Raw genomic sequence first — 13,828 nt, 5'->3', positions numbered from 1 at the left:
GTCGTCCTCGCCGCGATCATACTCTGGCTCGCATGACTTCAGAGACACGCCCTAGATCGCGAACGGCAAACCGTCAGACGAAACCGCTCCAGGAGCATCGACGTCATATCCCCAATCGGCTGCGGCAACTGAGTACTTTCGCGCAATGATCTCTCTATCAGCCGCCGCTCTCGTACCCCAGTAAAGCCGTGAGAGGGCTCGCCGACCGGTGTACGAACCGGGAAAACCGAAACCGCCGATGACAACCGGGGGATGAGACCACCCCCGGGGTGCGTCGCGCATCGCGTTCCAGTAATCCACGTATTTGCTTGATTGGTCACGCACACTCGAAACGTCAAAGTCGAAACGCGCGAGTCCTATCGAGGCCGCTAGCGCGTCCAGAACCTCCCGCGGTTGGGCGACCAGTGATTCATACCGCACCACCCAAACATCGCCCAGCCCTGCGGCGTCGGAACGGAAGGTGCTCATCGCGTGGCGCCAGTGATCGACGCGCTTCTCGATCCCAAATCCGGCGGACCCGCCGATACCCGACCACTTCTGAATAGCGAGCGCCTGAATCGCTGGGTGGCGCGTCACCACCACGAATGTCGAGTCCGGAAACACGGCCCTCAACCACCGCGTCTTGGTCAAGTTGCTCGGCGATTTCTCGATCAACACTGAGGCGTCAGAGTCGGTAACGTACGGCGCCCACGCCTTGGACAGCGAGTCTCGCGCAACCGAACTCTCTGCGACATCTTGCTCGGTAAGGTGAGCTTGTGGATGAAAAGCCCATCGAGTGGGACCACCCATGCGGTGATCGTCGGCGTAGACATCCTGGACGAATTGACCCTCGTCTTCATCAGTATGAGTTCCTGACAGACCTGCGGCGTCGGGGTGCTGTGCAAGAAGCCGCCCCAGCAGCGTGGTGCCACTGCGTTGCATGCCCCCGACAAAGATTTGGCGCGCGGGAATTTTTTCACTCACCAGGCGAGGTTAGCGGAGTCAATGGCCCGCGCACCTACCGATAGGGTCAGAATGTGACCAAAAGTGAACGCTCGACGCACGGCGGACCTAACCAGACCATGATCTTCGTTGGCGGGCTGCATCGCAGTGGCACGACCGTGGTCGCTCAAGTGGTTTCGGGTTCCCCGCAAGCCAGCGGTCTCACTGAGACCGGCGCCATGATGGATGAGGGGCAATTCCTACAAGACGCGTACCCGCAAGGGAGCGTTCTCGGAGGACCGACGGCGTGGGCGCTCAACCCCCGAGCGCACCTCACCGAGCGCGATGTCGAAAACCCTGACACTCTCCGCGAACAATTGTGGAACTCGTGGTCGCCGTACTGGGACCTGTCGCGAGAGTTCCTCGTCGAAAAGACCCCGCTAAATATCCTTCGCTCGCGCTATCTCCAAGCCGCGTTCCCGGATAGCGGATTCTTGTTCGTCGTGAGACACCCCATGCTTCAGGCCCTCGCAGTGGAAAAGTGGTACCCGGACATGCGCGGAAAAATGGGCTTCCGACTGGCCGGACTCGTGGAGTTGTGGTGCACTGCGCACGAGACTCTGAGTGCCGACCTACCCCACCTCCGAAGTGCCAGTGTCGCGAAGTACGAGCACATTGTTCAGGATCCGGTCGGCGAGTTCGAGCGGGTGGGAAGAGAGATCAAATTGCCCGCAGAACTCAAGGTGGAGAATCTCGCATCCAGCCGTTCGGAGCGCTATAGCCAACGGTGGGAGCAAATGGCCGTCAAGCGCGCCTCAAAAACGGTGCGCCCCCGATCGCGGGTCCGTAGCCGAGTTGATCTGCGGGAACTTGTGAGGGACGCAGTGAGCCCACTGCTCAGGCGGGAGTACGCGGCCGTTGTACGCGACTATGAGCCAAGGATCCAGCCATTCGGATATTCGTTGGAGGACCTAACAGCAGTGGAGCCCTGGCCTCCGAGCAGTCGATGAGAGTCTCTCCCGAACTGGTCCGGCACTTCGGCAACGATGGCCCTTGCTGGTCTCTACCACAACGTCTCTGAACCGTTTCACCGAATACAAGGCCCCGACGACGAGGGACGATGTGCACATTTCAAGTTGTTCAGCGAACGCCCCGTAGCGCGGCAATCTGCTGTCGGACCCCAGCAAAAAGCAGTCGGTGCGAACGGCTAACGACCAGAAGCGTCGAAATCACCAACGTCACGCCGCACCCGGCTAGCAAAATGCTGGCGATTGGACTCCCAGATATTCGAGAAAGGGCCGCCGCCAGGATCCCAGATGGCAGCAGGACGGTGGCGGTCAGCCAAACCACATGTTTAGCCATGGGGCGCAGTGACACACCGATTTTTCGCGAGACATACCAAAACAACACCGGAAGATAGAAGGCATTCGCCAAAGCGCTTGCAATCGCCACTCCAAGCGCCCCGCCGAGAAGTCCAATAAGGCTACATCCGAAGATTAATGGCTGAGCAATTATGCTCATGCGTAGCAAACCCGTAGAATAGCCACAACCAATGAGAATCCATTGTGGCACAAGCGCCAGCGTTCGCGCGAGAGCGACAATAGCGAGAATCCCAAGAAGCTTTCCCGCTACCAACCAACCCGGGCCGAGCACGATGAGGATAACATCTCGGCTTGTGACCGCAAGCGTGACATAAAATAAACCGACCGCCAAGAGAAAAAGGGATTGAACCTCTAGCCAAGCCCTGCCAACGCGCTCAGAGGATCCACTGATTGTCGAAAATAGTGGAATCCCAACACGCTGAAGCTGATTTAGGACAGACGTATGCGGAAACATTGCGACCTGCTGAGCTCGGTCAAACTGCCCGACAGCCGCCGTCGGCAGTTGCATTGCGATAACCGGGATGAGAAAGAATCGACCACTGTTCTCGAGTATGGCGGTACCTGCGATTCGGGTTCCGCTCGCCACCACCCTCCTGACGTCGACCCAATCTCCTAGACGGCTAGGAAGCCACCGAGCCATAATCAGAACCGCGACACTAGAAACCGCGGCGTATACAATTGGCAAAGCGACAATTGCCCAATAGCCGGCTCCCGCAACCGCCATTGTCACCGCCCCTGCGACGGAAACCAAACTACCTGCCGCCTCGGCCCCGGCCAGTCTTCCGAATTGATGCGAGCGGATCAACACCACTCGCGACTGGACCTGCACGCCGAGCAAGGCTGGGATCGTGGCAACCGCCACGAATACCCCAGTGAGACGAATATCCCCGTATAAGCGGGCAAACGAGGGGGCCGAAAGAAGCATAGCGACCATTACTAATAGCCCCATAGCCAGGTTGACTAACCATAGTGCGCTCTGTACCGGCTGGGTCAGTATCGGAATCTGAATGGCAGCACGCGACAAGCCCATGTTGATAACAACTTGCGCAAGACCTGCGATGGCTGTGGCGACAGCAACCATGCCGAAATCCTCAGGAACGAGAATGCGACCGAGCACAAGCATGGCTGTCAACTGGCTGACCAAATTCAACACTGCGGATGACAGCGTAAAAGCACCACCGCGCGCTGCAGTTGTGCGAAGGTCGTTCATGTGTTAGTTTCACCCACCTTGGATCGCATGCGAGTATCGTGCGCCACGCTTGGCGAGTGAGATGATTGGGGGCATCGACGAGAGCCCTTTTGGGTAAACGGGATTGAACACGATGACGATCTGCAGCGTATTGAGACGCACGGTATCATTGCTTGCGCGCCGGTATAGCTCTGTAATGGAGTCACGCTAGTCGATATCTCAAGGAAAGCGGATTGACTCGCGTGATATAGCAAGTCTGCCGAGAGGGAAATCTCGAGTGCAGCGACCGCGTGAGTCGATAAAGTGACCTCATCAGTTGTGACTCCGGCGTAAATCGAACCTATGACAGTTGCGCCCATAATGGCAACGGCAGCAGTCGGCTCAGGACTCTTCTTACCTCTTAACAGTCCGAGAGTATTCACGTTCTTTACTGGGCTCGCGTCCCGGTCGAGTTGGCGGCGGCGCGCAGTTCGCGTCTCACTCATCGCGATTCGCGCCCAGCGAATCGACTAAGAGTCGCCACGAGTCATCGACGCGCGCCCGCGCGTTGTCCAGAAGGCGGATTACATCGGGCTGCGGCACGGTTGCCACCTGTTTGGCGCGCTCAACATACTCTTCGGGTCGGCTCGAGTCGACCAGACCCTCGAACCCGTCACCAAGAAGATCCTCTAGGAATCCAGTGCGGGCGCCCAAGGTAGGCGTGGCGTTTTCTAGCGCCCGAACCGCGATGCCACTTTGGAAGTAGTGGGAATACGGCAGCAAAACCATGGACGCGCTAGCCAACAGGTCGTCGAGTTCAGTTTCTGGCACAAACCTCGCGTCAGTCTCCCAGCCGTCGATATCCGGCCAGCCGCGTCCTACGATCTGTGGCCTCAATCCGCTCTTTCGCAACTTCGGTCCGATCGCAGCTAGCAGTTCCAGGTCTCGAGCGGGTTTGAACTGACCTGCGACAAGAATTACCGGTTCTTGCGAAGTGCGGGTGGGTGGTGCGGCGTTCAGCATGGGATGTAGAGCACTCAAGAGCGCGTGGCGTGGCAGGAGCCGGCTTGCTTCCCGGTGCGCCGCGTCTGAATGCAAGAGGATGGTAGGGCGGCGACCCTGGCGCGCACGACTCGCCCATTCGCGCGCGGTGCGCCCAAACCCCACCTGCTGACGCAGAGGCACAGGGTCATGGAGTATGACCACTCTGGGATTGCGGCGAGCAGATACCAATCTTGCATCGAGTAGACCGAGCGAGGGCCACGTGGTCAATACGGCCGCGCTGGCGTCGCGCGAGACGCTCTCATTGTGTATCGCGTTGGCGAACATGCGCGCCTTGCCTAGGACGCCCTCGAGCCCTTCTACCGGACGCGCATCCAGGGCGACCGACTGTTCGCCAACCCGTGAAAGGGTCTCGCGCAGTTCGCGCTCGTAATGCGCTAGTGCGTCGGGTAACGGATTCATCACCGCGAGCCGTGGCGTCATCTTCCTGCTGTCTCCGTCAGAAGCCGCTCATAACTCGAACAAACGGCTTCCCAGTTGTATGTCTGGTCAATTCGTTTTCGCGCGCGGGCGACACGGGCTGTTTGATCGACCTTCAGGACATCCCGTAGCGCGTCTGCAATGGCATCCGGACGCGCGGGCACAAACACTCCCGCATCACCCAAGACTTCGCGGTTATACACGGTGTCACGCGCGACTACGGGCGCGCCGCAAGCCATAGCCTGTACAAGAGCGGGGTTCGTTCCACCCACACTGTGCCCATGAAAGTAAGCTCCGCAATGTTGCCAAAGGGATTGGATCCGGACGTCATCGCTCACGTGTCCAAGCCAACGAACATTTGCGTAGTCTCGCGCGAGATCTGCGGCCCGTTTGTCGAGATCGCCGCCATAGCCCGACGACCCAACAATCACCACGTCAGACTCCTCTGCCATCTGCGGTACTGCGGCCATGAACTCATGGAACGAGTTCTCCGGGACAAAGCGCGCGACGAAGAGGACATACTTGCCGTGCTCAAGCCCTTCTTCGACGGGAAGTTCGGTGCTCGGCGCCTCGCCACCGTACGGAATGAACTTTCCGTCGCGCGAGTAATGTTCTCGCCAATAGTCTCCGATCGCGTGCGAATCCGCCACAAGTTCGCTGGCAAACTTGGCGGTTGCTCTCGCTCCATTGCGGAACATGGCGCGCGCCGCTCGACCCCATTTCTCCCGCTCCCACTCGATGCCATCGACATTGACGACCGTCGGAATGCCGCGTGCCCTCAGAAAGGGAAGGAAGTATCCGTTGGCGACGTTCATCATGAGCACTACGTCGGGTCGATTCCGGCTGGCTGCAAGTGACGCGGTCAGGCCGTAGGAAAGGGTACTCAGGGACCGTGTCTCGAGCCCCGAGGTGAGTCTGGCCGTAACTCGCTCGTCACGCGGCCCGACCGTTGCGATGGCGCCCTTTCGGCCATAGACGGTCACCTCCCACCCCTGGTCCGCGAGATATGGGGCCAGGTAGCGCACCGCAGTCTCGAACCCTCCGTAGTAGCTCGGGTAGCCCCGCGTGCCTAAGATGCTCACTCGCTTCTTCTCCACTACGCTCCCTCTAGGCTTAGCGTGGACCCATCGGCACTTCGCACGGAACTCGTGAGATGAGCGGCAAGACTATCGACCCGCGACTTCGGAACGACGTCGCACACCATGGTTCAACACGAGTCTCGGTGACACTTCACAATTCAGCATGCGACACGGAGTGGTGTCCCCAGTGAAGTTCATGCACATCGCCGTTGCTCCGAACTGGTCACGCTGCAAGGGTACCCGCTCCAGACCTGGGTATACGCGCGCAAGCCTCGTCGATGAACTCGCGGTCTGTGTCATGGGGAGAGTCTGACGAATGGACACCGCCTGGGGCGCCGAAAAGCGGGCGCCGAACATCGAACCGTCTTCTACATGGGCAGTGCTGAAGATAACTTGTGCGATTGCGCGCTTGGGGATGTGTGCCGCAAAGAGATCGCCTGTTCCTCCATCGGCGAGAAGACGTCCTTAGACCAACCCCGTTGAGCCACCCGCTGAGGTTGGCAACCGGCCATCATGACCTGAATTGAATGCCATACTCAGCGCTAGCGAGCCAATGGCGCGCCAGGCGGGTCGTGCGCCGTGCTTGAAGTGAGAATCATCATTGAGGGCGCGCTCGCTGCCTCAACCGAAACCGTTGGCATCATCACCACCGATCCCGATTTACGGCGTGTAGAGAAGTGGAAGAGCAACCCAACTGCTGCAATCGTTGCTCGGGCGCGCTTCCTCAACTCCTTGAGATGCTAGGCCTAGAATTGGCGGGGCACGCCACCAAGCACTCCGTGCTCGATGACCGCAAGACCCGGAGCTCCATGACCGGGACGCCCCGTGCAAATGTGAACTGGTGGGTACTGTGATCTCACTGAGTTTATACATCGTAAATTGCGCTCGCGCACCACTTCGCGTCCCGCGCCTAGAGGAGGAGAATCGATGAGTTTCGTGTTGCTCGGCGTTCTCTCCGCAGTCTCGGTATGGTTCGCCTGGCGCCGGGCGTTCGACTGGCTCATCGTGATCACGTTAATAGCGGGTGTTCTTCAACGTACTCTCGTCACGTTCTTTCACGAACCATTGTTTGTATATACGGACGACATCACTGTCTCCGTAGCTTTGGCTAGCGCGTGTCTGCTGGCCCTGTCGCGGGACCGACGCGCGTTCGCGGTATACGCCTTTGTCGCAATCCTTGCCGGAGTCGCCTACCTCCGCGCCGCTGATCCCGTAACGGGCTTCGCGCAGTTGCGGCAGGTGCTTCTGCCGCTCGGTCTCCTCCTGGTTGGGAGGGTACTTGCTGGCAACGGTCGTCGCATTGGGTGGGCCGTGATCGGCCTTGCATCGTTTTCGGCAGTATGGGCCCTTCTGGAAGTCATGGTTCAAAGACCACTGCTGGATCCATCGTGGTACGCGACCGACGTACTCGGTGCCAGCGGCTCGGATTTTCGACACGGCCTGCCAGCTGCTTACTACGCGGACGGAGTCATAGGGGGCGAGCCGCTATTCAGAGCCGGGGGGCCGTTTTTCAACCCCCCGATGCTCGCACTCTTCCTAGCTGGCGGAGCCTACGCGGCTATGCGACAACTGAGGGGACTCGCGCGAATTGCCTTCCTCGCCGTCATCGCCGCCGCGTTGGCCGCAAGTTTCGGGCGCGCGGGGATGTTGATTTTCGCTACTGTGACTATCCTCGAGTTGCTGTGGCAAAAGGTCAACCATCTAGCCGTGCTAGTTGGCGTCGCCGTCGTCACCGTGGCCATTGGCTTCACATTCATGCAGCAGGGGAACACCAGCAGCCATCCCGAGGGATTCTTCTCCGGTCTGACAACGGCCCTTGCCAATCCTTTTGGAATTGGGTTCGGTTCTACCGGGTATCAGGCGGCGCTTCGCGGGGGTGAAGTTGGTCCAGGAAGCGAGAGTCTCCTAGGGCTTTACTTCGCCTGGCTCGGTCTGCCCCTGGTGCTACTCGTGATCGGTGTCGTGGTGTGGTTGTGTCGCGCGCTCGCCACGCATCGGCTCGCGTCGATCGAGGCCTTTATGGGCCTCAGTTTGCTTACCGTTGCCGCACTTTCCGAATCCGCTTCTGCGCTCGGTGCCACGGCCTTTCTCTGGTATTCGCTGGGAGTGACGCTCGCGCGCCAACCTGGAGCAAGTCAGCCACGCGCGATCAGCCACGGTGACGTTGCAGTGTAGCCAGACTCTTTAGCGCAGGCCCGTGCACAGTCCAGACACCAGGTGCGACACCACACGGCGATCACTGGTGGCGGTCAAGGCCTATCCCTCCTCACTGCCCCGCCCTCACCAACCTCATGAGACGCAACACCTAGTACGCCCCAGACTGTCGCAGAACCGTATAGATCGTCCTCAGGATGATCACCAGGTCACCGCCCAGGGACCAATTCTCAGCGTAGTAAAGGTCCAGGCGTACCGACTCTTCCCAGCTCAGATCCGACCGCCCCGAAACCTGCCAGAGCCCCGTGAGACCGGGCTTCACCAACTGACGACGCTCGACGTTGTCCTCCCATTGCTCCACCTCGCGGGCCAACGGTGGGCGCGGGCCCACCAGCGACATGTGGCCCAACAAGACGTTGAGTAACTGCGGCAACTCATCGAGCGAGAAACGTCGCAGCAGGCGGCCCACCGGAGTGATTCGCGGGTCATTCTTCATCTTGAACAGGGCCCCAGCCCCCTCGTCGTGCTCCAAAAGATCCTCGAGCCGCTCTTCCGCGTCCGCGTACATCGACCGGAACTTCAGCATCGGGAACGGCTTCATGCCCAACCCCACCCGCTCCTGGACAAAGAAGACCGGGCCAGGGGATCCCGCCCGGATCGCGATCGCGATGGCGAGCATCGGCAATGCTGTCAGCACCAGCAATACCAGTGCCCCCAGGCGATCCAGCACCGCCTTGACCACGTACCGCGTGCCCACAAACGTCGGCGCCGTCACCTCCAGGAGCGGCAAGCCGGCTACCGGCGTGACGTGTACGCGCGGGCCAGCCACGTCCGCCAGCGACGGCGCAATGAGCAAGCCGATGTCCGATCCCTCAAGTGCCCAACCCAACTTGTGGCTCTCCTCAAAAGACATCGCCTCGGTTCCCGCCACCACGATGTATTCGGCGCGCACCGAGGTGGCCTGCGCAAGCGGATCATCCAAGGAACCGAGCCGCGTAATCCTCGGGTCCAGGCCGGACCAGTCCTCCGTATGGCCGGGCACCGAGGCGACGCCCACCACGCGAAAGCCCGCGCGGCGCCCTCCGCGAAAACGGACCTCGAGTTCGCGCACGCTGGACTCGGCACCCACGATGAGCACGTTCGCCTGCAGGTAGCCCTTGTCGCGCTGCGCATGGATCCACAGGCGCCACAGTCCGCGCGTCACAAAGAGCCCCATCACTCCGACCGGCAACGCGACCAGCAGGTAGAAGCGCGAGATCTGCCACTGCGTCGCGAAGGCGATCATGGCCACCACAGCGAACACGCGCCACGAGGCGCTCACCAGCCGCTGCAACTCCTGCGGCCCGTGGCCCAGGACCGTCGCATCGCGCGAGCCACCGATGCCGAGCGCCCACCACCACCCCAACGCAATCAAGGCACTCATGAACATGTAGGACGGCGACCAGGGTCCGCCCGTGAGCGTGGCATCGGAATCAAACCCGAACCGCACCCCATGAGCAACCGCTACGGCGAACGTTGCGACCAGCAAGTCCGAACCGCCAAGGGCGGCACGCATCCAGACCGCCCAGCCCATGCTTTCGCGCATCGGCCGCGGCGACGTGCCCGAGTCACGGTCCGCCATCCCATACCCCCTGTGCTCTCAGAGGTTTCCAACACGACGCACAACCGTCAACCACAGTTGAGCCGTGTAGCCCCTCAGTTCACCCGCGCTATCCGCGCTCGGATGCCGTCACCACCCTACCAACGTGCGGTCGGGACCTTGTGCGCACTGCCCCCGGACCCGTCGGCCATTGATCTATTCGACCGGGCGGTCTTCCAGATCGGGGATCTGGTTGGGGTGCGCCGCGAGGTACTCCACCACTTTGTCGTCCCGCCACGCCTCCATGAACGGGTCGAACTTGTCATAGTCGATGCGAAGTGCCCACTGGTTCTGACCCGGAATGATGAGTCCCGACTCTGCGTGCGGGGCGGTCAAGAACTGCACAGAGCCCGGCCTGAGGTCCTTCACCTCCAGCGCCAACCCCGCCAAGTAATCGAAGGTGATGCCTTGGTCCACAGCCGAATAATCGAGCACGATGGTGATCAGCGAAGCCACCTTGGCGGGCGACTTCAGAACATCCTTGTTGAACACCTCGTGCATCATTCCCTTGATCCACGCCTGCTGGCGCCGCACCCGGTCGAGGTCGCCCTGGCTCACCGTGAAGCGATCATGGACAAAGTCAAACGCCTCTTCACCATTCATGCGCCTGTCGCCCTCAGCGGTCTTGACGGTGACGCCACCCAGCGCATCCGTCAACCTCTTGAAGCTGGTGAAGTCGAGCACAACAAAGTGTTCGATCGTGACGCCCGTGAGGTTCTGAACGGTCGAGATCGCTAGCTCCGGGCCGCCGTAGCTGTAAGCCCAGGTGATTTTCCCTTCACCGTGACCCTCGATGGGCACCCACGAATCGCGTGGAATCGACAGGACGTTGAGCGACGTGCGGTCACCCGAAATCTGCACCAGCATCATGGCGTCGGAGTTGCTGCCGCCCTCCACTACTTGGCCCAAATTGCCATCGGTGATGCGCGAGTCAGAGCCAAGCACCAAGAAATCGATGGGCGGGTCGCCCTGGGGCTCTGCGGTGGGGGTCGGCACATTGGGCAACACCGGGAAGGCCACTTCCACGTGATTGATGTTCGCGTTGATCTGATAGCGGACGACGAGCGCCGCGATGCCGGTGCCGGTGACGAGCACCGCGAATGCTGTGGCAATCGAGATGAGTACCTTGGCCCCACGGCTGAGACGGCGCGACGTGGCGGCATGTCGCGGTTGGGGCTGTGGCATCCCCATATCGTAATTGACGGGCGGCGAGCGGCACTCCATCCGCTCCCGACCGCGGGGGGTACGGGTCCGGGCGCGGGGAGGCTGGATCGTCCGTTGCGTCGGCGTCGTCCGTTGCGTCGGCGTCGTCCGTTGCGTCGGCGTCGTCCGTTGCCAGGCCGCCGGTGCGTCGGCGTCGTCCGTTGCCAGGCCGCCGGTGCGTCGTACCCAGGTCGACGCATCGTGCCCATTCCACAATTTGATGCCGTTTGACCCCATTTGTCAGACCCCCCTGCTTGAATGAATCCATGGACATTTCCACCGTCGCGATTGCCGCGGCCCTCGAGTCGCTCGCGGCATTCGAGGGGCGCGCTGTCGCGACGCTCGAGCCCGGCGAGCTGCTTGCAGCGCAGGGCGCTGCGGCCCAGGTGCGCCGGACCACCGAGGCGATGCTCGCGGCCCTCGCATTCGAAGTGGGCCGACGCTCCGCTCCCGAACTTGGCCCCGGCGGGCTGGCTCGGTCGCACGGGTTCTCCTCTCCTGGCCGCATGGTTGCCCAAGCCACCGGGGGGTCGCTCGGTGATGCCACACACCTGATCGACGCCGGCCGTGCGTTCGCGTCCGGCGTCACGTCGGACGATGCCCGCCACGACGACGCTGACACGGCGGCGCCTCCCGCCTATCCTCACGTGGCCGCAAGCCTGACCTCGGGGGAGATCGGCGCCCAAGCGGCGGCATTGGTCAGCCGCACCCTGGACGCGCTGGGCGAAGGCGCCTCCGAGGTGGAAGAGCGGCTCGTGGCGCGAGCGCGCGACCTCGACCTGGCCCAACTTCGCCGCGTGTGTCAGCGACTCCAGGCAAGCTCAGATCCGGCCGCGTGGGAGGAACGGGAACGTCGCCAGCACGACGCGCGACATGTGTCTGTCAGCGAGGAATCCGACGGCATGATGCTCATTCAGGCCAGGCTCGACCCTCCAGCCGCGGCGCCCGTCATTGCCTGGCTCGACGCTCAGGTGAAGGACGCCTTCCGACGCCGACGCGACGCCGACCCACTCGAGCGCGACACCCGCACGGTCGGCCAGATACGCGCCGATGCACTGGTGGGGCTCGCGCGCCACGGCATGGCCTGCGACGAGCCGACGTCAGGCGTGACCACCACGGTGGTGGTCCGCATGGGACTTGACGAAATGCGGACCGGCGCCGGACTGGGAGACAGTGACGACCTCCCCGTCCCGGTCAGTGCGGGAACCCTACGCGCCATGGCCGCCGACGCGGAGATCATCCCCCTGGTGCTGGGCGGCGGCTCCGAACCCCTCGATATAGGCCGCGCCCGGCGACTCTTCACGCGCGCCCAACGCCTCGCGCTGGTGGAGCGAGACGGAGGGTGCGCGATGTGCCATGCGCCGCCCTCATATTGCGAAGCTCACCACATTCGGTGGTGGGACCGACATCGCGGCAAGACCGACCTCGACAACGGGGTCCTGTTATGCACGGGCTGTCACCATCGCGTGCACCGAGACGGTTGGAAGCTTGACATCAAGAACGGTGAGGTGTGGATCACGGCGCCCCCGTCCGTGGACCCATCGCAGCGCCCACGGCGCGGCGGCCGAGCGCGCATGCGACTCGCCGCATAGCTGGAGTGGGTTTGTGGTGGGTCGCTGGGCGCGGGCGGTGCTGGCGTGGTGAGCAGGGCGGTGCTGGCGTGGTGAGCAGGGCGGTGCTGGCGTGGTGAGCAGGGCGGCGCTGACGTGGTGAGCAGGGCGGTGCTGGTTACAAGCTCGACCGTCAGCGCGGGTCGTGAGCGGGGTCGCCCCGCGCGACCATCATCGCTCCAGGCGCGCCGCCAACACCTGAGCCAGATGCAGACCCTCAACCCCCACAAAGGCGTCCGCCTGGGTCCGGCAACTGACGCCGTCGGCCAGGTAGACCACGCCGTCCGGGGCGTCGGCGCCCCGCACCCCAAAGTCAGTGCTCCCCTCTCCCGCGTCGACGGCGCGCACCCCAGCGTCGGCCGGAGCGAGCCCCGCGCCAGCGTCGGCGCCCGGCACCCCAGCGTCGGCCGGAGCGAGCCCCGCCTCGCGCAAAGCCGGCAGCAGCGAGTTCTCGGCGATCTGCCGGGACACGTCATAGTGGCCCTTCTCGTAGCCCCAGTTGCCCGCAAGGCCGCAGCACCCCGAGGCCTCGGTCACGGTGGCGCCCGCGCGCGCCAGCAGATCCCGGTCGGCTGTGAACCCCATCACCGAGTACTGGTGACAGTGCGGCTGCACCACGGCCGTGACGTCCGCCAAGCTGGGCACCTGCCAGCCGTCGCGCGGCTTGACCGGGGCACGCCCCGTGAGGATCTCGGCCAGCGTGAAGGTGGCGGCCGCGACGGCGTGGGCGCGCGGGTCGTCCGGCAGGAGCTCCGTCAAGTCGCCGCGCAGCACCGCCGTGCACGACGGCTCCACGCCGATGATCGGAATGCCATTGACCGCGAACGGGCCCAGCACCTCGAGCAGGTGGCCAAGGCGCTTCTTGGCGCCGTCGAGCTGACCGGTGGAGATCCAGGTGACGCCGCAGCACGCGTCGCCCGCCGTGACCAGCACGCGCAGCCCCGCGTCCTCAAGCACCCGCACGATCGCCTCGGGAATCTCGGGGCTGAGGCCGTCCGTGAAGGAGTCCGCCCACAGGACGACGGTGTTGCCGCGGATGTCGTGGCCAGGGGCCGTGTTCCCAGGGGCCGTGTTCCCAGGGGCCGTGTTCCCAGGGGCCGTGTTGCCGCGGATGTCGTGGCCAGGGGCCGTGTTCCCAGGGGCCGTGTTCCCAGGGGCCGTGTTCCCAGGGGCCGTGTTCCCAGGGGCCG

Annotated in this window: 10 protein-coding genes; 3 read left to right on the top strand and 7 right to left on the bottom strand. The window is 62.7% G+C overall.

What is annotated here, in order from left to right; all coding sequences use genetic code 11:
• Positions 1-51 precede the first annotated feature (51 nt).
• Positions 52-963: a sulfotransferase gene (locus QZZ29_RS04115; protein WP_291381583.1), complete on the bottom strand. Its 912-nt coding sequence runs from the start codon at positions 961-963 to the stop codon at positions 52-54.
• A gap of 53 nt (positions 964-1,016) precedes the next feature.
• On the opposite strand from QZZ29_RS04115, the gene QZZ29_RS04110 reads away from it, so the two are divergent.
• Positions 1,017-1,931, top strand: coding sequence for a sulfotransferase (locus tag QZZ29_RS04110; protein ID WP_291381581.1), 915 nt, complete (start codon positions 1,017-1,019; stop codon positions 1,929-1,931).
• 130 nt (positions 1,932-2,061) lie between these two features.
• On the opposite strand, the gene QZZ29_RS04105 is transcribed toward QZZ29_RS04110, so the two are convergent.
• From QZZ29_RS04105 to QZZ29_RS04095, 3 genes are all read right to left on the bottom strand, one after another.
• Positions 2,062-3,513 carry an oligosaccharide flippase family protein gene (locus QZZ29_RS04105; protein ID WP_291381579.1) on the bottom strand — a complete coding sequence of 484 codons (1,452 nt, stop codon included), beginning with the start codon at positions 3,511-3,513 and terminating at the stop codon, positions 2,062-2,064.
• 456 nt (positions 3,514-3,969) lie between these two features.
• A complete protein-coding gene (locus QZZ29_RS04100) occupies positions 3,970-4,956 on the bottom strand; it encodes a glycosyltransferase (RefSeq protein ID WP_291381578.1) in 987 nt (328 codons plus the stop codon).
• Positions 4,953-5,978, bottom strand: coding sequence for a glycosyltransferase (locus tag QZZ29_RS04095; protein ID WP_291381576.1), 1,026 nt, complete (start codon positions 5,976-5,978; stop codon positions 4,953-4,955). The genes QZZ29_RS04100 and QZZ29_RS04095 overlap by 4 nt, the downstream gene beginning before the upstream one ends.
• A gap of 981 nt (positions 5,979-6,959) precedes the next feature.
• On the opposite strand from QZZ29_RS04095, the gene QZZ29_RS04090 reads away from it, so the two are divergent.
• Complete coding sequence (locus tag QZZ29_RS04090) at positions 6,960-8,207, top strand: hypothetical protein (RefSeq protein WP_291381574.1); 1,248 nt, start codon at positions 6,960-6,962, stop codon at positions 8,205-8,207.
• Positions 8,208-8,337: 130 nt separating this feature from the next.
• On the opposite strand, the gene QZZ29_RS04085 is transcribed toward QZZ29_RS04090, so the two are convergent.
• On the bottom strand, positions 8,338-9,807 hold the full coding sequence (locus QZZ29_RS04085; protein WP_291381573.1) for a sugar transferase: 1,470 nt from the start codon (positions 9,805-9,807) through the stop codon (positions 8,338-8,340).
• Positions 9,808-9,981: 174 nt separating this feature from the next.
• A complete protein-coding gene (locus tag QZZ29_RS04080) occupies positions 9,982-11,010 on the bottom strand; it encodes an LCP family protein (RefSeq protein WP_291381572.1) in 1,029 nt (342 codons plus the stop codon).
• Positions 11,011-11,294: 284 nt separating this feature from the next.
• On the opposite strand from QZZ29_RS04080, the gene QZZ29_RS04075 reads away from it, so the two are divergent.
• Entirely contained in the window at positions 11,295-12,620 is a 1,326-nt protein-coding gene (locus QZZ29_RS04075) for an HNH endonuclease signature motif containing protein (RefSeq protein WP_291381570.1), read from the top strand.
• 189 nt (positions 12,621-12,809) lie between these two features.
• Here the strand turns inward: QZZ29_RS04075 and QZZ29_RS04070 are convergent.
• Positions 12,810-13,828 (bottom strand): (Fe-S)-binding protein (locus QZZ29_RS04070; protein ID WP_291381568.1); only part of this gene is annotated, 1,019 nt, incomplete at its 5' end.

This window comes from Demequina sp. (assembly GCF_016278765.1).
GTDB lineage: Bacteria > Actinomycetota > Actinomycetes > Actinomycetales > Demequinaceae > Demequina.
The sequence above is the reverse complement of the archived record's forward strand: the minus strand, read 5'-3'. Positions and strand labels throughout refer to the sequence as shown.

What these genes read in the sequence shown, in the direction of transcription:
- QZZ29_RS04105 (WP_291381579.1), bottom strand. Translation starts at nt 3,513, where the DNA reads ATGAACGACCTTCGCACAACTGCAGCGCGCGGTGGTGCTTTTACGCTG.
- QZZ29_RS04100 (WP_291381578.1), bottom strand. Translation starts at nt 4,956, where the DNA reads ATGACGCCACGGCTCGCGGTGATGAATCCGTTACCCGACGCACTAGCG.
- QZZ29_RS04090 (WP_291381574.1), top strand. Translation starts at nt 6,960, where the DNA reads ATGAGTTTCGTGTTGCTCGGCGTTCTCTCCGCAGTCTCGGTATGGTTC.
- QZZ29_RS04085 (WP_291381573.1), bottom strand. Translation starts at nt 9,807, where the DNA reads ATGGCGGACCGTGACTCGGGCACGTCGCCGCGGCCGATGCGCGAAAGC.
- QZZ29_RS04080 (WP_291381572.1), bottom strand. Translation starts at nt 11,010, where the DNA reads ATGCCACAGCCCCAACCGCGACATGCCGCCACGTCGCGCCGTCTCAGC.
- QZZ29_RS04075 (WP_291381570.1), top strand. Translation starts at nt 11,295, where the DNA reads ATGGACATTTCCACCGTCGCGATTGCCGCGGCCCTCGAGTCGCTCGCG.